The 19824-nt window shown below is 34.2% G+C and carries 18 protein-coding genes and 1 pseudogene; 8 read left to right on the top strand and 11 right to left on the bottom strand.

Annotation, left to right across the window (positions count from 1 at the left end; all coding sequences use genetic code 11):
* Positions 1 to 26 precede the first annotated feature (26 nt).
* From Y10_RS09190 to Y10_RS09180, 3 genes are all read left to right on the top strand, one after another.
* Entirely contained in the window at positions 27 to 689 is a 663-nt protein-coding gene (locus Y10_RS09190) for a phage integrase SAM-like domain and Arm DNA-binding domain-containing protein (RefSeq protein WP_281765089.1), read from the top strand.
* Between the two features lie 83 nt (positions 690 to 772).
* A complete protein-coding gene (locus Y10_RS09185) occupies positions 773 to 1006 on the top strand; it encodes a site-specific integrase (RefSeq protein WP_281765088.1) in 234 nt (77 codons plus the stop codon).
* A gap of 24 nt (positions 1007 to 1030) precedes the next feature.
* The gene (locus tag Y10_RS09180; RefSeq protein WP_309297833.1) at positions 1031 to 1276 is read left to right on the top strand and encodes a tyrosine-type recombinase/integrase; all 246 of its coding nucleotides are present in this window, start codon (positions 1031 to 1033) and stop codon (positions 1274 to 1276) included.
* Positions 1277 to 1385: 109 nt separating this feature from the next.
* Here the strand turns inward: Y10_RS09180 and Y10_RS09175 are convergent, their stop codons facing one another.
* The 6 genes from Y10_RS09175 to Y10_RS09150 form a co-directional block, all read right to left on the bottom strand.
* Complete coding sequence (locus Y10_RS09175) at positions 1386 to 2813, bottom strand: hypothetical protein (RefSeq protein WP_281765087.1); 1428 nt, start codon at positions 2811 to 2813, stop codon at positions 1386 to 1388.
* 28 nt (positions 2814 to 2841) lie between these two features.
* The gene (locus Y10_RS09170; RefSeq protein ID WP_281765086.1) at positions 2842 to 3900 is read right to left on the bottom strand and encodes a TIR domain-containing protein; all 1059 of its coding nucleotides are present in this window, start codon (positions 3898 to 3900) and stop codon (positions 2842 to 2844) included.
* Between the two features lie 8 nt (positions 3901 to 3908).
* Entirely contained in the window at positions 3909 to 6980 is a 3072-nt protein-coding gene (locus tag Y10_RS09165; RefSeq protein ID WP_281765085.1) for a tetratricopeptide repeat protein, read from the bottom strand.
* 382 nt (positions 6981 to 7362) lie between these two features.
* Positions 7363 to 8415 (bottom strand): DUF932 domain-containing protein, encoded by a 1053-nt coding sequence (locus Y10_RS09160; protein ID WP_281765084.1) that lies wholly within the window; start codon positions 8413 to 8415, stop codon positions 7363 to 7365.
* Between the two features lie 34 nt (positions 8416 to 8449).
* A complete protein-coding gene (locus Y10_RS09155; protein WP_281765083.1) occupies positions 8450 to 8827 on the bottom strand; it encodes a single-stranded DNA-binding protein in 378 nt (125 codons plus the stop codon).
* Positions 8828 to 9322: 495 nt separating this feature from the next.
* Complete coding sequence (locus Y10_RS09150) at positions 9323 to 9679, bottom strand: winged helix-turn-helix transcriptional regulator (protein ID WP_281765082.1); 357 nt, start codon at positions 9677 to 9679, stop codon at positions 9323 to 9325.
* Positions 9680 to 9717: 38 nt separating this feature from the next.
* Here Y10_RS09150 and Y10_RS09145 point away from each other — a divergent pair, with 38 nt between their 5' ends.
* From Y10_RS09145 to Y10_RS09135, 3 genes are all read left to right on the top strand, one after another.
* On the top strand, positions 9718 to 10539 hold the full coding sequence (locus Y10_RS09145; RefSeq protein ID WP_281765081.1) for an SDR family NAD(P)-dependent oxidoreductase: 822 nt from the start codon (positions 9718 to 9720) through the stop codon (positions 10537 to 10539).
* Between the two features lie 69 nt (positions 10540 to 10608).
* The gene (locus tag Y10_RS09140; RefSeq protein WP_281765080.1) at positions 10609 to 11400 is read left to right on the top strand and encodes an SDR family NAD(P)-dependent oxidoreductase; all 792 of its coding nucleotides are present in this window, start codon (positions 10609 to 10611) and stop codon (positions 11398 to 11400) included.
* The gene (locus tag Y10_RS09135; RefSeq protein WP_281765079.1) at positions 11348 to 12223 is read left to right on the top strand and encodes an SDR family NAD(P)-dependent oxidoreductase; all 876 of its coding nucleotides are present in this window, start codon (positions 11348 to 11350) and stop codon (positions 12221 to 12223) included. Before Y10_RS09140 ends, Y10_RS09135 begins: the two co-directional genes overlap by 53 nt.
* A 252-nt stretch (positions 12224 to 12475) precedes the next feature.
* Here Y10_RS09135 and Y10_RS09130 read toward each other — a convergent pair.
* From Y10_RS09130 to Y10_RS09120, 3 genes and pseudogenes are all read right to left on the bottom strand, one after another.
* Positions 12476 to 12652 (bottom strand): annotated as a pseudogene (locus Y10_RS09130) (histone H1).
* A 140-nt stretch (positions 12653 to 12792) separates the two neighbouring features.
* Positions 12793 to 14058 (bottom strand): BT_3928 family protein, encoded by a 1266-nt coding sequence (locus tag Y10_RS09125; protein WP_281765078.1) that lies wholly within the window; start codon positions 14056 to 14058, stop codon positions 12793 to 12795.
* A 125-nt stretch (positions 14059 to 14183) separates the two neighbouring features.
* Positions 14184 to 15071: a helix-turn-helix domain-containing protein gene (locus Y10_RS09120; RefSeq protein ID WP_281765077.1), complete on the bottom strand. Its 888-nt coding sequence runs from the start codon at positions 15069 to 15071 to the stop codon at positions 14184 to 14186.
* Between the two features lie 374 nt (positions 15072 to 15445).
* Here Y10_RS09120 and Y10_RS09115 point away from each other — a divergent pair, with 374 nt between their 5' ends.
* Positions 15446 to 15940, top strand: a complete 495-nt coding sequence (locus Y10_RS09115; RefSeq protein ID WP_281765076.1) for a GNAT family N-acetyltransferase — start codon at positions 15446 to 15448, stop codon at positions 15938 to 15940.
* Positions 15941 to 16041: 101 nt separating this feature from the next.
* Here the strand turns inward: Y10_RS09115 and Y10_RS09110 are convergent, their stop codons facing one another.
* Both Y10_RS09110 and Y10_RS09105 read right to left on the bottom strand, forming a co-directional pair.
* Entirely contained in the window at positions 16042 to 17124 is a 1083-nt protein-coding gene (locus Y10_RS09110; RefSeq protein ID WP_281765075.1) for a TIGR03032 family protein, read from the bottom strand.
* A gap of 101 nt (positions 17125 to 17225) precedes the next feature.
* Positions 17226 to 18626, bottom strand: coding sequence for a T9SS type A sorting domain-containing protein (locus tag Y10_RS09105; protein WP_281765074.1), 1401 nt, complete (start codon positions 18624 to 18626; stop codon positions 17226 to 17228).
* 209 nt (positions 18627 to 18835) lie between these two features.
* Here Y10_RS09105 and Y10_RS09100 point away from each other — a divergent pair, with 209 nt between their 5' ends.
* Positions 18836 to 19810 (top strand): helix-turn-helix domain-containing protein, encoded by a 975-nt coding sequence (locus Y10_RS09100; protein WP_281765073.1) that lies wholly within the window; start codon positions 18836 to 18838, stop codon positions 19808 to 19810.
* The last annotated feature ends 14 nt before the right edge of the window (positions 19811 to 19824 follow it).

Here is a 19824-nt window from a genome sequence, read left to right as displayed (position 1 = left end):
TATATAACTTTTTAATGTAAATGCTTATGAAGACGGATTATCATGTACACTTTTATTTAAAATTAGCTAAGAAAAATAAAGCTGGTTTAGTTCCCATTATCCTTAGATTGGTTGTTAATGGACAAAGAGCGGAGTATAGTATCTCTCGTAGAATTGATCCAAAGCTATGGAACGCCAATAGCGAAAAAGTCAATGGCAACAATCGTGATGCCAAAGAGATCAATGATCATATTTCTAATTTAAAACACAAACTCAACAGAATCCATCAATCCTATATCGATTCCGATACTGAAGTAACCGTAAAAAATTTAATGTATGACCTTAGAGGAGGTTCCAATATCAAATCAAAATTGTTATTAGCCGTTTTTAAGGAACATAACAAACGAATGGATACTTTGGTAGACAAAGACATCAGTGCTTCTACAGCAAGCCGTTATTGGGCTTGTTACAGCCATTTAGAAGCCTTTATCAAAGAAGAATACAAAAATGATGATTATCGATTGAATGCTATTGATTATCAATTCATCAATAAGTTAGAGTATTATTTAAAAACGGTACGCAAGTGTAACCACAACTCTACCCTTAAATACATCAATAACTTTAAAAAGATTATTCGAATAGCATTGGCTAAAATGGTTGGATGGAAAGAGATCCCTTCTACAATTACAAAGCCCAATTCAAACCCGTAGAAAGAGAATTTCTAACACAAGAGGAGATCATGATCTTGTATGAAAAAGACTTGCATTTTGATCGTTTGCGCATTGTACGCGATATGTTTCTATTTTCCTGTTATACCGGTTTGGCTTATGCTGATGTGAAGAAGTTAACCAATGATGATATCATTAAAGGAATTGACGGTTACCAATGGATTAAAACCAAACGAACCAAAACGGATTCGGTAAGTAGTATTCCTTTACTTCCCATGGCTATGGAAACATTAGATAAATACCAAGACCATCCAGAAGTCAAACGAGGCCCCTATATTTTACCGGTATTAAGCAACTAGAAGTCCAATGCTTTTCTTAAACAAATAGCTGAACTCTGCGGTATTAAAAAGAACCTAACCACACACTTAGCACGGCATACCTTTGCCACAACTGTCACGCTTTCCAATGGCGTTCCTATTGAATCTGTAAGTCGCATGTTAGGGCATAAATCCTTACGAACTACTCAGCACTATGCCAAAATAGTAGATAGTAAAATCAGTGATGATATGAGTATGCTAAGGGCTAAATTACATCCGGAAAGTGAACAAAAGAAAGATAAGAAGAGATAAATTTTATAGCGATTATAATTAATGATATTAATGTAATGATAGTATATTGCTTAAAAATAACTAAAATTTTCTAGTTCGACCTGTTATTTTCATAGAAGATAATTATCTCTTACAAAAGAACTATTAAACTACCTTTATTCTCTAAAACAATACTCCAACTTTTGTTGTCTGAAATTAAAATATCAACAACACCATTTAGATTATTAATATGATTATGTGCATTTCTATGAACCAAATCATCTTCTATTTTGCGAAGTTGAATAGATGATGCCTCCGCATTTTTCTTAAGTCGCTCCCACTCACTATAATGCATCCAACCTTCAACAGCAGCATAACTTGCCGGTAAGAGAATACCTAAAAATAAGTTTATATTATGAATTAAATGAATTCCATGTTCATGTAAGCCTAAGAAATTACCCTCAAATAGTACACTACATAAATGTAATAGCAAATTAAAACCAAACAATATTGCAATACCATTATTTAGCATTTCTAACTTTTCATGTTTATGGCCAATAGTATTAATTTTCGCATCAAAATAATCCAATTGTTCTTTGATCAGATCTCTCATCAAATATCTTTCATATATTTCAGAAACATAATCTTTCTTTTCTTTCTCAATTTTTAACTCCTGAATTATACTATTCAGAGTCTCATCATTATTAGCTGTTTCATCAGTTAATTTAATTTCTATTTGTGTAGGATAAAAATATTTTAATAGTCTCAGTTTTTCAGCTCTTAGTCTTTCTTGAATGTGTTTTTTATGAGGTTTTCTTTTTTTATAATTTCTCAATACGAAAAAAACAGCCATCAATAGTAAGAACTCAATCACTGACATCCATAAATTTAGGAGGTGTGGAATAGCATCATGAAAGGCTGTACTAGAAGCAAAAATTAATGCCGCAAACCATCCGAATACAATAGTCATTTTCCAGCTTTTTCTGTGGAGATTTCTATTCTTTAATGCCAAAGTATCTGATTGTTTGTACTCCTTATCAATGCTACCGAATAGTCGGTTTTCATCCTGTGACGAAATAGCAATATAATCAACTGGCAAAACATTTTTAACCTCACTATAATAAGATATAATTTCGGCTGTTCCTCCTTTGCCAGACGGTTTAGTTTCATCCCACACAAAAATCATTTTATCACAATTATCAGCAATGTAAATACCTGCCTTTAAATATGCTTCATTTCTTTCATCTGAATTAATAGGTAAAGCCTCTGTAGTTACTACCACCTCACTGGCTAAGTTTAATAATGAATCAAAATCCTCAATTTCATCCTTAGAAAAATCAGTCTTATATTCATCTATAGGCATCGGCAAAATCACATTTAAGGGCATCTTAAATACCTTGGTAACAATTTTTGCAAAAATAGTATCTGCCCCAATTGCCAATGAAGTATAACCAACAAATTCATTAATACCCTTTTCGTTAAGAATGTTTTGAATTTGACTTTCAATTTCCGCATAAACGTATTTTACTTCTTCAGCTTTAATTAATCGCTTACCTGAAATTCCAATTGTTAAGCTCATCTTATTAAAAATATAGAGTTGTTGTTTATTATTGTTTTAACCTTGGTAATGGAACATCTGTGTGTCCTGAAACCGGAAAATAAGTAGTCTTATAAGTTTCAAAACCAGATTTTGAATATTCCATTCGATAGTATTCCTTTTGTAATCTAAAGGGTAAACTAATGGTAAATGTTCCATCAACTTCGTTATCTACAATAGTATCATTATCTACTGAAATAGAAACTCCGGAAATTGGGTTACCATCATAGTCTATTACTTTTCCTGATATTTTACCTAAACTACCATCAGGTATTACTTTTAAGGTTATTGATTTTCCCAAAACAATGCTATCGGTTTGCCCCTTCCAATATTTTGCAAACAATGTTACTGGCACTTTTTTCCCAATATAATTTGAAGGTATTTGCTTTAAATTAATTTCCCCATTGCTTAGTAATTGTTTTCTTTCTTCTTTATTACCAATGACTATAGAAATGTCACCACCTGAAAACACCGGATAATTAGAGTCGAGACTAAGAGATTTATCAGGTTTTGCAAAAATAGTAATGTCTTTAGGCTGGTATTTAAGATATATAAATACAGACAACATTGAAATTAACAAAACAGCTAACATAATCCATAAATACTTATTCTGAACTTCAGCCGGAAATGGATTTTTAGGAGCAGGTTTTGGTGGTGTATTTTTTTCCCGAACATAATTGTAAATTATGGGAAAATTTTTCCTGTTAAAAGGTATTGCTTCATAATTTGCCAAACTTGGAGGTAAATCAGCTATATTAAAATCTTTAGTAATTACTGTAAATAAATTCCCTGATGTTTTTGCAGAACGCTTTCTGTTTAAAAAAAATAACCACTCTGCCTCTACCCATGACGATTTAATATTCTCAGAAGAACTACCTACCACAATCATATGTGTAGTACTTGCCAATGCTTCATCAATGGCTTTTATATAATCCGCATTTCCCAATTCTTTTAGAGTATGATCAGACTCAAAAACAGCTAAACCCTCTGCGATTAAATATTCATAAATTGGTTTTGCATATTTTGCATCTGCACTTTTCCGGGAAATAAAAACATCAACATGATTCATATTTATTACTATTTAGTCAATAACGCTCTTATTTTTGCTACATCAGGGTGTGTTATCCCCGCGTTCTCCAATTCCTCTAAATCCGCTAAGAAAACTGTTTTATAGGTTGAATCCTCGTAAGGCTTATTCATTAAAGATTTGTATATTTTTTCAGCTTCTTTATATTTACCCTGAAAAAGTAACGCCAAAGCCAGGTTGGTATTTACCCATTCCAATTTCTCATCATACCCTTCAGGTTTTTGAAACTTGGTGGGATTAAGTGCTTCTCTGGCGGCTTTTTCTGCTTCTTCAAATTTTTTATCAAATAAACAATACCATGCTAAAGTTCGATAACTATTACCAAGATTAATTGTATAATCTAATGCATATTCCTTTACTAAGAACTCATAAAAAGCAATAATTTGGTTTTGTACTATTATTTTATCTTTAAAAGTTTCAGCATTTTCAATCATTTTCAAATGCACCAGTTCGAAATTAGATAATACGTCTGAAAAATATTTCTTATAGATTACTGGATTTTTTTTTACTAAATTATCATAGAATCTTAATGATTGATAATACCATTTTAAAGCGTTTTTATAATCATTCATTTCATAATATAATACTCCTATACTATTTAAAGTACTTGCCAAATCAGGTTCACAAACTTCTGGATTTTTCAAGGCCAATCGTTCTTCTATTTCAAGAGTTTTAGTATATGACGATAAAGCTTTACTATAATCTTTAGTAGCTCTATATAAAATTCCTAAATTAATTAAAGTCTTTGCCAAATCAGGTTCATATACTTCCGGATTTTTCAAGGCCAATCGTTCTAGAATTTCAAGAGCTTTAGTATATGACGTTAAGGCTTTACCATAATCTTGTATAGCATAATATAACAAGCCTAAATCGTGTAAAGTACTTGCCAAATCTGGTTCACAAACATCCGGATTTCTCAAGGCTAAACATTCTCGTATTTCAAGAGCTTGAGTATGTAACGATAAGGCTTTACCATAATCTTGAGTAGCATAATATAACAAGCCTAAATTATGTAAAACTTGTGCCAAAGCAGGTTCATAAACATCCGGATTTTTCAATGCTAAACGTTCTCGTATTTCAAGAACTTTAGTAAATACCAATATGGTATTACCATAATCTTTAGTTTCAAAATATAATGCCCCTAAATAATTTAAAGTCCTTACCAAATCAGGTTCATAAACATCTTTGTTTTTCAAGGCTAAACGTTCTATAATTTCAAGAGCTTTAGCATATAACGATAAGGCATTACCATAATCTTTAATATCTTTACATAAAATTCCTAAATTAATTAAAGTCTTTGCCAAATCAGGTTCATATACTTCCGGATTCTTCAAGGCTAAACGTTCTCGTAATTCAAGAGCTTTAGTATATGACAATAAGGCTTTACTATAATCTTTTGTCTCTCTATATAAAGATCCAAAATTATTTAAAGTTATTGCCAAAACAGGTTCATAAACTTCTTGGTTTTTCAAGGCTAAACGTTCTACTATTTCAAGAGCTTTAGTATATGACGATAAAGCATTACCATAATCGTTAGTATCATGATATAAAATTCCTAAATTAATTAAAGTCTTTGCCAAATCAGGTTCATAAACATCCAGATTTTTCAAGGCTAAACGTTCTTCTATTTCAAGAGCTTTAGTATATAACGATAAGGCTTTACCATAATCTTTTGTCTCTCTATATAAAGATCCAAAATTATTTAAAGTACCTGCCAAATCAGGTTCATAAACATCTTGGTTTTTCAAGGCTAATCGTTCTAGAATTTCAAGAGCTTTAATATATGACGATAATGCTCTACCATAATCTTGAGTATCATGATATAATCCGCCTATATTATTTAAAGTACTTGCCAAATCTGGTTCACAAACTTCTGGATTTTTCAAGGCCAATCGTTCTTCTATTTCAAGAGCTTTAGTATATGACGATAAGGCTTTACTATAATCTTTTGTATCATGATATAATCCGCCTATATTATTTAAAGTACCTGCCAAAACAGGTTCATAAACTTTCGGATTTTTCAAGGCTAATAGTTCTAGAATTTCAAGAGATTTAGTAAAGAACATTAAGGCTTTACCATAATCTTGAGTATCTTTATATAACAAGCCTAAATTATTATACACAGCTGATTTACCATACTCATTATCATTCAACAACAAAGAAGTTGCATAAAATTTTATTGCTTCTTGATGTTTATTTTGTTTTGCTAGGAAATAAGCATAATCATAGTTACTTTTCAAATCAGTTGAATCAGCATTAACTAATTTCTCCAAAGTTTCTCCTGCTAGATCAAATTCAAACTGCAGTTCATATTCCTTTGCTAATTTTCTTAAATTATTTTTGTTAAAAGCGATCTCCTTTTTTTTTGCTTTAAGTATACTATCCAACTTAACTTGTTCTTTCTCCGCTTTTTTTTGCTCGTTTATAGCGTTAATTAAATTCTTTTCACTATCAAAGCTCTCTCTTAAAGCAATACTTTCATTGAATTTTCCCTCTTCAAATAATTTATATGCCTCAATCTCCTTCTCATTTAAATCATCTAAATTTGTTCGGGTATACTCCTCTGCTATTTCGTTAAATCTTTTTTGTAATTGTTGGTAATCCTCATATAATTGATTTGCTTTTTTCTGCCAACCTTCTTTTTCCTTATCAATTGACTTTAATTTATTATCGTATTCTTTTTGAATATTTTGTCTGATTTTTGTTCTAAATTCTTCTTGACGTGCGAGATAAATAGATTCTTTACACATTACCAATTGCCATTTATTATTAATGGGATCTTCAGGTAAATTTAAATTAAGCTTATCTTCACTAATTACTATCCATTTCTCTCTTTTTACTTCTAAGGTGACATTAATACCGGGAAATCCATTTTGAAATTTCAGTATAAAAGAACCATCAGAGTTAGTCATTATTTCATTTGCTGAAAAACTGCTTACACGAACATTCTTTACAGGTTTATTACCACTATTTTGCTCTGTTATAAAACCGTGAAGCTCTGTTTGAGCATAGGTGCTCAAAAAAATGAAAAAAGCTATCCAAGTAATGAAAGGAAATCTCATCTTACTGATATTTATTGGTTTAGGTATAAAGATAATGGTTTTGTAAATAAGATTAAAGAGTTACATATAAAAGTAAAATTTTAATGAACTTATCAGAATGGTATTTCGCTCTTTTTAATGGATTAAGGGACTTTGAATGTTGAATCATTTTAATAAGTTACACATTATTTAAAAGCATATCTTATCAAAAAAAGTATTCCGCTTTACGGCAAAAACATACGTCCAAAACAAATGGGCGTATGTTTTGGCCGGCGCGATAATAATCTATTATTTGCTCCAAATACTAGTGTACTTCAAAGAATACTAGAATTAATAGGCAACCCTCCTTAAAAAGTATTTTAAAAGGCTACCACCCTACTTAAAAAGCAGTAGCCTATGGTGATTAATTGAGGTGTAATACATCTGCTCCTTCTTTAGCAAAGGCAGCACAAATGTCAAATGCCTTCTGCGATTTGTTTTGCGCAGTACCACCCAGCACAATACTTTGTAACTTGGCTTCATGGGTTTTGTACTTACGTACATTTTGATAATAGCCTGTTACAGCATTATATGCCCCATATAAGGTTCCCTTGGTGGTATCTAATTGTTGGGTATCGCTCATCATCGCATAGGAAAAAGCATCATTTACCGTATTTTTAAAAAGTGTGGAAGTATCGGACTCCGCTCCTTTTTGGAGTAACTCCAAGGTTTCTTTGTTCGGACACAGTGCCAACTGAATGAGTTTACGCACTTCGGAATCGGTTACTTTGACGGTTGCCCACTGATTAAAAATACCTTGTAATTGGGTACTTAAGGTATTGGCTAGTCCCATTACTTTATGGGCATTGATTAAATGCTGCTTGGCTCCTGAAGTATGTTTGATACGTACCACATTACTCATACTGCGAAGTGATGCATTTAAGGTATTTTGACACACGATACGAATGGGTGTAAAAGCGGCTGTAATACTTCCGGTACCATCATGTGAAGTTGTTAGGAAAAGGTATTTTTCGCTTACATCATCTCCGTTACCTACTCGAATATAATGAGGAAGTTTGGCGGTAATAAAGATGCGTTCTCCACTGCCTAAAGCCCCTGCAGTTTCATAAAGGATGCCCATATCTCCACCGACAATGGCATCAAAGAAGGTAAACGCTTCTTTGTTTTGTATGATTTGGTAGTTTTTGCCTACCACACCCAATACTTGGTCGGTATCGGTGCGTACTGTAGCATAATATTCAGGAACCTCAAGTTCTTTCGCTATTTCAGAACTTTCTAATCCTTTGGTATAGAGCGGGGATTTTACTACTTCATAGTCCAATCCTGCGTGGGTAATCGCCTCGGCACTGGTTGGGTACTGGTGAATAATTTGACCTAATCCATGCCATGCTTTTTCCTGAACGCTAAAAAAGGAATAACGTCCGGTATGCTCGTTAAAATTAATTTGATGTCCCATAATTCAATGATTTAAAATGTGTGAATTGATTTGTTTAGAAAGGCAAATCGTCCTCAGTCTCTTTCGCTTGCTTCGTATTTGAAACATTTCCGTCCTTTGCTTTATTTCCGCCTCCATGGAGTTTAATACGGGAGGTATGGAAATTCAGCCCTGCATGGGCTTCTCCGTCACTTCCTGTCCAAGCTCTAGCGCTTACCCTTCCCGTGAGTTCCACCAAAGTTCCTTTGGTCAGTATGGCAGCTACCTTAGGACTAATCCAGTATGAGCAATCAAAAAAAGTAGTCTGCTCGATGCGCTCTCCTTGTTTGTTTCGATAACTATCGTTAATAGCTACCGAAAAGTTTACTACTTGTTTGTCTTTGGGGGTGGTATGCACCTGTGCATCTCGTGTCAATCTTCCTGTAATGTTCATGATTTCAAATTTTTAAAAGTTCTACAATCCTTTAAAAAAGTCAGTGTAATTATTCGGTAATGAGAGGAGGTGCTGAAGTTTTGTTTCTTGCTGTTTCCAATACCGATATGTGTTATTTTCACTACTGACATTTTTTTTATTCGTTTAAAGAGCCGGAGTATGCTTTGTTTCGTTTCACGAGCAGATAAGGTACGTGTGAAGGCAGGGCAAGGTTTTGCACAGCAAATACAACCTGTACAGGTGGAGATTTGCGGGCAAACTCGGAAGAGCCTGACCTTGCCGATGCCTATAACACGAAAATACCTTTGCGCTTGAAACGAGATAAAACCGCATACTGGCGCTTGGATAAAAAATGATGGAAGTTTTGAGAAGTTATCTATAGGAAAGACTTCCAAAAAGTAGGCACATGAATCGGGCGGAAATTTCTGAGGTATAGAGGTATAAAGGTCTTTACATCATACATTCAGATCCGTTAAGACTGTCTTTGATGATCTCTTAGTTGATCGTTTTGCTTTCTTGGCTAATTTTTATTCTATGATTTGCTCCCCATGACACCATTTCTCGCATCATCGGTTCAAGTGTTTTAGCATACTCCGTAATATGGTATTCTACCAAAACAGGAGAAGAGTCAAATACCTTTCTAATCACCAATTTATTTTCTTCTAAGTCTTTTAGGTAATTTGAGAGTACTTTTGGGGTAATGGCTCCCACATATCGTTGAATCTCCCTAAAGCGATACACCCCATTGTATATGGCAATTAGTATGGGAAGTTTCCATTTACCATTAATAACATATAGTGTATCCTGTATATAGGCTATTTCCTTATTGATTGTTTGAATATCTTTCTTCATTTTGGTATCTCTTAGGTAACTGGTATCAAAAGTAAACCATGAACTTCTTATTTTTGAAAAAAATCATTACCAATTTAAAAGAAAATATGAATGATCATGTTGTAATCATTACAGGAGCCGCCAACGGATTAGGTCGTGCAACCGGTATTGCTGCGGCAAAAGCGGGTTATAAGCTACTATTAGTCGATATCGATGCTAAGGGACTGGCTGATAGCAAAAAAATAATCAATGCTTCTGGTGGAGTTGCCGAAGTATATCAGGCAAACGTATCTTTAGAACAAGAAGTTATTGGCTATGTAACATATGCCATGACTGTATTTGGGAGAATCGATGGCTTTTTTAATAATGCCGGAATTCTGGGTACTACCACCCCTCTCACAGATACCGATGTGGTAAGTTTCGATCGGGTATTAACCGTCAATGTCAAAGGCGTTTTTCTTGGAATGAAGCATATAATACCCATAATGCAAAAACAAGGAAATGGAAGTATTGTGAACACAGCCTCCATGGGTGCTGTGGGTGGACTTCCGGGATTAGCTTCCTATAGTGCTTCAAAACATGCTGTAGTCGGTTTGACAAAAGTAGCGGCATTAGAAGTGGCCAAATCTGGCATTAGAGTTAATTCGATTTTACCCGGAACCATAACCACCGAGATGGCATTAAAGGACGTTCCTGCCAAAACCCTAGCTGAAAAAGAAGCTATCTTAGCCATGTCTGTACCTCAAGGAAAAGCTGGAAAACCAGCGGATATTGCCAATACCGTTTTGTTTCTTTTTTCAGATGTATCTGCCCATATCACAGGGATAACTTTACCCGTTGATGGTGGGATAACCGCACAAGTATATCCAAGTTTTTCTTAAAAAGAAAGTGTGTTCCCCGTTGGTCTACTGTTGGCTAAACATTAAACTATATAAAACAATTGATATACAATGAAAAAATTATTAGATGATAAGGTTGCCATTATTACCGGAGCAGGTAGCGGCATAGGACGTGCAAGTGCACTTCAATTTTCTTTAGATGGTGCAAAGGTTGTGGTGGTAGATATTCATACAACAGCCGTACAGGAAACAGCCCAACTCATTGAGAAACAAGGAGGAATAGCTCTGGCAATGACCATCGATGTAACCTCCTTAGAAGCAGTCTCTAAAATGGTAGAAGATACGGTTACACATTTCGGAAAAATTGATGCCATTTTTAATAATGCAGGAGGCCCCATCACAAAACCAATTGGAGAGGTTACTGCTGAGGAATTTCAAAAATTAATTAATTTAAATTTAGCTTCTGTTTTTTATGGTATCAAAGCAGTGTTACCTTACTTTTTAAAGCAAGGTTGCGGTGTTGTACTTTCTACTTCTTCAGGAGCCGGATTAGATGGATCTCCTGGACAGGGAGTTTATGGAGCAGCCAAAGCCGGTATCATTGCTTTAACGCAAACACTGGCAGCAGAATATGGCACGTATGGCATCAGAGCCAATGTGATATCACCCGGTCCTATCCGTTCTACAATGTTTGATGAATGGCTGAATAGTTTTCCCATTGAAACAAAAGAAAATCTAATTGCACAAGTTCCTTCAGCAAGATTTGGAGTTCCTGAGGATATTGCTAAAATGGCTGCTGTACTGATAAGCGACAGAGCCTCCTATGTGAATGGTATTACCATTCCCATTGATGGAGGAATCCATACAAGAAGTTCCTTTCATTTTCCAAAGCCCACCATTTAAATTAAAAACCTTGAAAAATACATGCAAACGTAGCTATTATCCAATGAAAAAAACAGCCTTAATTACAGGAGCCAGCAGTGGTATCGGAAAAGAACTCGCTCATATTCATGCCCAAAAAGGAGGCGACTTAATTGTCATTGCAAGAAGTGAGAACAAGTTGATTGCATTAAAAAAAGAGCTTGAAAGTAAGTATGCAATTCATGTCACAGTTCTAACAAAAGACTTAACAGAACCTGAAGCTCCACAAGAAATCTATGAATATGTAAAAACAGCCGGATTACAAGTGGACTATTTGATAAACAACGCCGGGTTTGGAGGTTTGGGCAAATTCCACCAAAGAAAACTGAAAGATGATCTCTCTATGATAGCCGTGAATATAACCGCACTCACCAGTCTTACACACTATTTTTTACAGGATTTTGTAAAAAGAAATGAAGGGAAAATCCTTAACGTTTCTTCCTCAGCAGCTTTAACACCGGGACCTCTACAAGCAGTCTACTATGCTTCAAAAGCCTATGTCACCTCATTTAGCAATGCGTTGGCTGAAGAATTGTATGCTACAAATATTACGGTAACTACCCTTATGCCCGGAGCTACAGAATCAAAGTTTGGTGAAGTGTCAGGTATGGATAAAACGGCCGTATTTGTGAATTTAGCCAGTGCCCAAAAAGTTGCCGAAGATGGATATAATGGAATGATGGAAGGTAAATTAGATGTTATTACCGGCCTATCTCCTATCCAAAAATTATTAACTAAATTAATCCCTCTAACTCCAAAGAAAATACTCTTACCACAAATTCGAAAAATGCAAGAAGTATCATAACCAGTATAGTTTATAGTAAGGTTAATGGTACAAAGTCATTCAATTACATTGATGATGCTCTGTAAATTAAGAAAATTAACGAGTATCTTAAAAGGTACTCTCCTAAAATTTGGCACCATTCTCACTGGAGAGCAGTATCAGATATGCTAAAAAATGCCGTATGGAACAATAGAACTATTGATGCTATTGTTAAGCATATCCAAAAAAAGAGTACAATGGATCATTGTACTCTTTTTTATACTTGAAAGATACTTACTTCTTTGATTCCTCTAAAGAAACCTTACGAAATTCTTTCATCAACTTAGTTAATTCTAAGGTTGTTTTTCTCGCACGCGTACCTGCTGCTTTGTTCCCATTTTCTACCTACAAGGTTGCATCTGTTTGAAATGCTTCAAATTGCGCTTGAATTTGCGCCACTAAATCTTTCATCGTGTTCTAATTTTATTTATTTAAAGAGCCAAAATACCCATTATTTTGGATAAAATCACTACATATTCTCCATCAGATACACTGTAAGAGTACTTATATTTACGCGTTTTTCTACACTAATAAATACTTGATTCATATTTTTATTTACCAATCCATCGCAACAATGCTAACGGAACCACCAATACCAATAACGAAAAGAACACTTTGGTAGCATTTCCTATACTTGTTGAATGTTGTGCTACTATTTGGGAAATCGATTGGGCAGCTGTACTAAATTCTGGGAATGTCATTTGATTCCATTTAGCTACTATGGTTCCTTTTTTTAACACTAATAATCCCGGATTATTTCGAACAATGGTCTTTAAAACTTTTTCATCTGTATACGCAAATTGCATTCCATCTCCATATAGCTGATGCGCATTCAATATCTCTTGTTTGTCAGATGCTGTTAGTAGTATCAAGTGATACCCATAGTGTTTCGTATAAGCCGTTAATGTCTGAAGTTTTTTATGTACTGTCTCATTGATCTCTGATAAAAATGGAGCAATCACCAGAAAAGTATACTTTTCATCTTGAAAAATATCTTCCGTGATATCATACTGATCTTCTATATCAGAATCTGCTGTATTAAAAACAATTTCATCTATAGCAAAATCAGTAATAGGTGGTAACTCCCCTTCTTTTATGATTTTAGAATCTACTTTTACAAAAGTCCATGTACTATCCTGCCATGGATAATTATCCTCAGGAAAACGTTGCTGTTTACCATCTTTCTCATAAATAAAAGTAAGTTCTGTTACCGGCTGTTTATCAGGATCTACCGTCATTAGTGCTGGTAGGTTACCTCCTTGTTTATAAGGTCTAAAATCTAATAAAGGATCTGCATACAAATTATAAAAAAGGAACAATACTCCATAAAGAACGGTCCAACCTAAAGCTATTACTTGCTTCTTAGGTTTAAAAAGTGGTGTTATGGAATGATAGTAAAAAATCAAAAAGATTGCTAAAGCTAGTAATACTACATTTTTATAAAACGTTTCCCAATTGGTAATAACCAAAGCATCTCCAAAGCATCCGCAACTGCTTACCGGATTGGCAATGGCTAAATACAAGGTTAATGGTGTCATAAAACACATGGTTATCAACATTAACCGAGTTGTCCATTTGGAGAAAATTCCCAATAACAACATGATTCCTAACATCAATTCAAATCCACAAAGCACAAATGAAATGGTCATATCTAAAAAAGCGAGTCTTGACAAGTGAAATGCATCTAAGTAATCATCAATTTTATAAGCTGTTCCATAGGGATCTACTGACTTTACATAACCAGAGAATACAAATGTACCTCCAAGAATTATTCGCGCTAATTCCGTTCCTATTTTTAAGAGTACTTTATTTTTCATGTATTTGAATTTACCGTTTTACCTAATCTCAAAGAAGGTCTGAAAAATTTCTTTTTAAGAAGGGTTTAAAGGTAGATTCATCCCCTATTAAGCACAAGGTGAAAACAGGAAAATAAATGGTAAATTTAGGAATGTAGTCTCCTAAATTCATTAGGTAGTATCCCAGATTGTCGTTTAAAAAATTTAGCAAAATAGGAAGGATCTTCAAAACCTACATCAAAGGCTATTTCACTAATACTCATTCCTGAGTAAGACAGTAAGCGTTTGGCTTCCAAAACAATCCGTTCATTAATCAAGGCTAACGGACTTCTTTGTGTAAGTACTTTAGTTACATTGCTTAAGGTTTTCACCGATATGTCTAGCATAACTGCATATTGCTGTACTAAATGCTTCTCTTTATAATGTTTTTCCAGTAATTGTTTAAACTTTACCAGCACCATATGACTTTGATGTTGCATTGGTAGTGATACATCGTGGTTTCTTTTTCCAATTCGCTGTAGGGTAATGAGAACCAAATTCAATAAATGCCTTAAATACTCCTTACGTGTAAAATCATCTTTCTCCTGAAACTCCATACGCATAAGTTCAGTGATTCTATGAAAAGTATCAACTTCCCTTTTACTGATTTGAAAACGAGGGTCACTTTCAAAATTATTAAAAATGGTATCCCTTAAAAAAGACTCCATATAGTTTTCGCTATCAGCTAAAAAAACATCATTAAACACCATCACAACTCCATTATATAATGGATTTTTATCAAAGTAATGTATTTGATTTTTTGTGATAAAAAAAAGTGTATTTTCAACTACCTCATATTCCTTAAAATCTACATAATGCTTTCCTGCTCCCTTTTCAAACCATAGAATCTGATAATAAGTATGAGAATGTGGCTTGGTCATTTTTGTTTGGTGCTCACAAATATAATCCTCCAATGAATGGATCTCGAACTGTAATTCGGTTAAATTCTCTTCATGTAAATGATATTGAATAATTTGCGAATGATTACTTGCCATAGTACCGAAGCATTTTAAAAACCAGTTAGTCCGTAGCTATTAGAATGGTAAAAATAGGAATTTCTAATACACTTAGAAAATGAGTTTTCTAAATTATATCTTATTATATCATACATTAAAATTACGTTAATCTTAACGTAATTAACCTACTTTCCCTACCTTCAATTTCATGGACGAAAATATATTTAAAAAGTAATTTAGACACTTTTGTCTACTACAATTACTACTTATTAAGCAAATAAATACAGCCAACTCCACTAAATTTTCAACTTATTGTAAACACCCAAAAATCCATACATCTTTACTACTTTTGTAGTTGATTAAAAACTAGAATACTTTCTACGTGAAGGTATCATACCAAACCTCTCATGCAAATGATTACCATCAAAGAAGTAACTACCATAGATGAAATTCAGATCATCAAAAAATTAGCCCATGAAATTTTTCACGAAATCTACACCCCAATAGTCAACCCTGACTATGTAGACTATTTCATCCAAAAATACCAAACAGCAGACACCATTCAAACTCAAATCAAAAAGGAGCACTTCCGCTATTTTCTTTTACAGTTCAATGATCAAAATACAGGCTATTTAGGTGTTCAACTAGTAAAAGAGAAATTGATTTTAAGCAAGTTATATGTATTACAATCCTTTCGTGGTTTAAAAATAGGCAAATTAGCTTTGGAATATGTGTATCAACTTGCATCAGCTCATAGAATTCCTACTATTGAACTCATGGTGAATCAACAAAATAAAAACAGCCTTGCCATTTATCTTAAAAACGGGTTTCAAATTATAGACTCCATAGTTACCTTTTCTCCAAACGGAGATTCCTCTGAAGAATATAAAATGCAAAAAAGCATCTAAGGATAGTTACACCTTTTATATTTTTACATGTCTTCCATTATAAAACTCTTGTCATTTCTAGAGGCATAGGATTATAGTTCTAACAACTATAAAACCTTAGTTTAGGGTTCATTACGTTGCCAAAAACTCATCTCTTCGGTATTGATTGCCTGTGTAAAGAGTTCAGTACTATTGTTAAGTATGTTGGGACGAAAAACATCCGGTAACACTTCTACATCGTAGATTTCATCTACCGAAGACTGGTATTGCAAGATTCCTTGTAAGCTTCCTGATGGTAAATGCACAATTTTAATCCCTGCAAAGTTGGATAATTTAGCTACATCTAAATGCGCAAAACTCGATGAGTTTTGACGCAGTTTGTTCATTCCAATAAATAAATAATCTTCATAGAAAGACATCCCACGCACAAAACCATTCAATTCCGTAATCACCGTATAGGATTTGTTTTGGATATCTACTTTAATCAGTTGCCCAGTAGCTGAAAGCAATACATATAATTCTCCATTAATTATTCTTGGTGTATGGGGCATTCCTAAGCCTTCCAAGATAATTTCATTGGTTTCTATATCAATAAGCACACCTGTTTGGGTTAAGTTCTCTTTCCAAGCAAAACGACTATTGGTAGTAGCAAATGCAGTTGCATATTTAGGTTTGCCATCTTTTAAAGCCATCCCATTTAAATGACAACGATCTTCAGGTTGTAATTCCGTTATAAAATCAGGTTGCCAATACGGTATAAAATTATAGTTAGTATCAAAGGTACAAATACATGAAAACAGCGTATTTACTGCAAATAATTGATCATTTTCACCATAGGAAAGATCGTGTAAATCCAAGCGTCCGGTATAGTTGGTTTGGGTAGGGATATATAAGCTGTCATATACATTTGGCTTGTTAGGATACGAAGCAGCCAACCTTGGGGTATTTCTAAATTGAAGCACCTCATTAAACGAGGCCAAAGCCATTTTTTGATATGCATCACTAAACGTAATTCCCATTGGTCGTGTAAAATTACGCGCCAATTGTACCATGCTATTTTCATCCTTCGGAGAAATTGCAATCAACTTTCCGGCTTGAAAAGTAGACAATAGAATACTACAGCCCAAACGATGTAAAATTTCGGGTACTTGTGGGGTGTGCGTTAATTGAAAAGGTGCTATTTTGGCTTGTTGTGGTTGCTTCATAAACGTTGTATTTTAAAAAATATAAAAAAACGATACGCCCGTCTGCCTAGTGACAAATGGGCGTATAGCTATATGTTTTATTTGTTACTTGCTTCTTGAATTTATTTTTTTACAAATTTTTGCGTAAATGTATTACCATGTACATCTGTTACTTGCACAATATAAATTCCGGTTTGCAATTTAGCAACATTTACCGACTTATCACTTGTAGCTACTTCTATTTGTTGTCCGGTTACAGTCAATACTTGAATAGCATTAATTTCATTCGCCGTATCAATATGTAAGACATCCGTTACCGGATTCGGATATGCTTTGATACTCGTCGTATCAAAATCATTTTCAACTCCTAAAGAACTTTCATTAGTAAACAAATATAATACCGCAGAAGTTCCTGAATTTTCTGTAACACCAATTAGTAGGTCTAAATCCCCATCACCATCAATATCTACCACTGCCGGTTTTGCTAAAGTACCATAGAAATACGATTGCGGAAAGTTTAAGGTTATTTGAGATCCTGCACTGAACTGTGGACTAGTAGCAGAACCTGTATTTTCAAAATAAAATACATCTCCAATATTTAATCCTACAAATAAATCCAAATCCCCATCATTATCAAAGTCTACTAAATACGGTGCCGGAATATGAAATCCGGTAATGCCCACGCCTAAATTACTTCCGTCTGCTTGTAGAACGGTTCCAGGACTATCAAAAGCAATGGTATTTCCTGCTCCTGCTGAATTGGTATATAAGTGAATTTGAGATTCATATCCGGAACCCGATGAATGACGTTCTCCTACCAACATATCCATATCTCCATCTCCATCAATATCGGCAAAATTCGCTTGGGTAAAATTCCCCGGAGCAATTGTAGCATTATTCGCTTGTAAATAACTTGTAAAGGTAAAATTACCACTACCATCATTGGTTAACAATGCCAGTTTTTCTGTATAATTACCCGCTACCATATCCAAATCACCATCCCCATCAAAATCTACAAATGAAGGAATTGCATACGAGTACGGATTGCTATAATCTGCTGTAGTAAAGTTTCCGGTATTTAAAGCCCCTTGACCTACCACTGAACCTGTAGCACTATCAAAATCACTATAGACATCGAACTCTACATCGGATACATAATCCCAGTTTCCATTGGTGGTACTATAAAAGTTACGTGTTCCAACGACGATCTCTAAATTACCATCACCATCAATATCAGCTATTGCCGGTGCTGCAAAACCTCCATTAAAAAAAACATCACTCCCATTTTCCTGTAGCAATACTCCGGTACCAAAAGTTGGGGTTTGCGCTTGTACATTAGCAGTCGCCATTAATCCCGCAATCACCAATCCTTTATACACCCAACCATTCCATTCTTTTTTGCTAAAGCTGAACTGCAACTCCGTATATAATTTTTGAATCGCCTTTACAATGCGATTTGTTGAAGCCATACCAAGCGTCTCCATTTGTTTTCTTTTGGTATATTCCAAAAGAAGTCTTTTCAATTTTTCTTTTTTGTTTTTTTGTAAAAATAGATTCATTTATGTTGTAGTTTTTAAAGTTCAAAAATAATGCACACTCATTGATTTATCAATGAAAAATGTAAGAAATACACTAAAAAAACAACTTCAACTTACAAGAGATTAATAACCAGCAGTATTCAGAATACATATCCATTTAAAACTTTATCTTTGTACCTGTTTAGTCTTACTCTATGGCCAAAAAAGAAACACAAGAAATTCTTCAATTAAACAATCTAAAAGACTTTCGGAAGCAGTACCTATCTTTTGACAAGCGTTTGGATTGTGAAGGGATTCGTTCTTCTGAAACCGAACAGGTAACCGGTTTCTTTGAAATTACCCGCTTGGAACAAATGGCTTTACGAGATGCAAAAGCACAGACATTTTTTGAAAGACGCAACTTCTACTCCATCGTATTGCTTACCAAAGGACAGATGAAAGTACAAATAGGACAAGAAACCTATAACATGAAGTGTCCTAGTCTATATTTTGTGGCTGCCAATCAGTTACACAGCATTCAGAAATGTACGGGGGATTTAAAAGGCTACCATCTTATTTTTGATGAAGATTATTATTTACTGTGTTTACGCAACCAAATTAAACTTAGTAATTTTATCTTTTTCATTACCAATACAGTTCCTATGCTTTCGCTACAACAAGGAGCCTTAGATACCTTACTACCCCTTATAGAAAAGATGGAATTGGATTATTGCCGCCGTACCACTTTTAAGGATGACTTGTTAGTAAAACTATATTTAAATGTTTTTCTCATAGAATTGGAAAAGCTCTATGAATTTCAGCAAGATAAAGCTACCACCACACAATCTAAAACCAGTTTGCTAGTTGCTCAGTTTCAAAATTTGGTGAAACAACACTATATTAAAGTACGCCAAGTATCCGATTATGCCAAGATGCTGTATGTGACTCCCCATTACTTAAATGATGTAATTCGAACTCATACCGGTACCAATGCCAGCTCTTATATCAACGCTCAGGTAACTATTGGAGCCAAAGCAATGATTATACAAACGGATAACACGTTTGCGGAAATTGCGGCACAACTCTTATTTTCTAATCCTAGCTACTTTAGTAAATTCTTCAAGAAACAAACAGGGTATACTCCTTTACAATACAGACAGTTGTATTTAAACAATCAATTGATAGACTAACAATTAACAATAGT

This window comes from Neptunitalea lumnitzerae (assembly GCF_027924185.1).
Lineage (GTDB): Bacteria > Bacteroidota > Bacteroidia > Flavobacteriales > Flavobacteriaceae > Neptunitalea > Neptunitalea lumnitzerae.
Note: the sequence above shows the minus strand (reverse complement) of the source record. Positions and strands in the feature narration are given on the sequence as shown.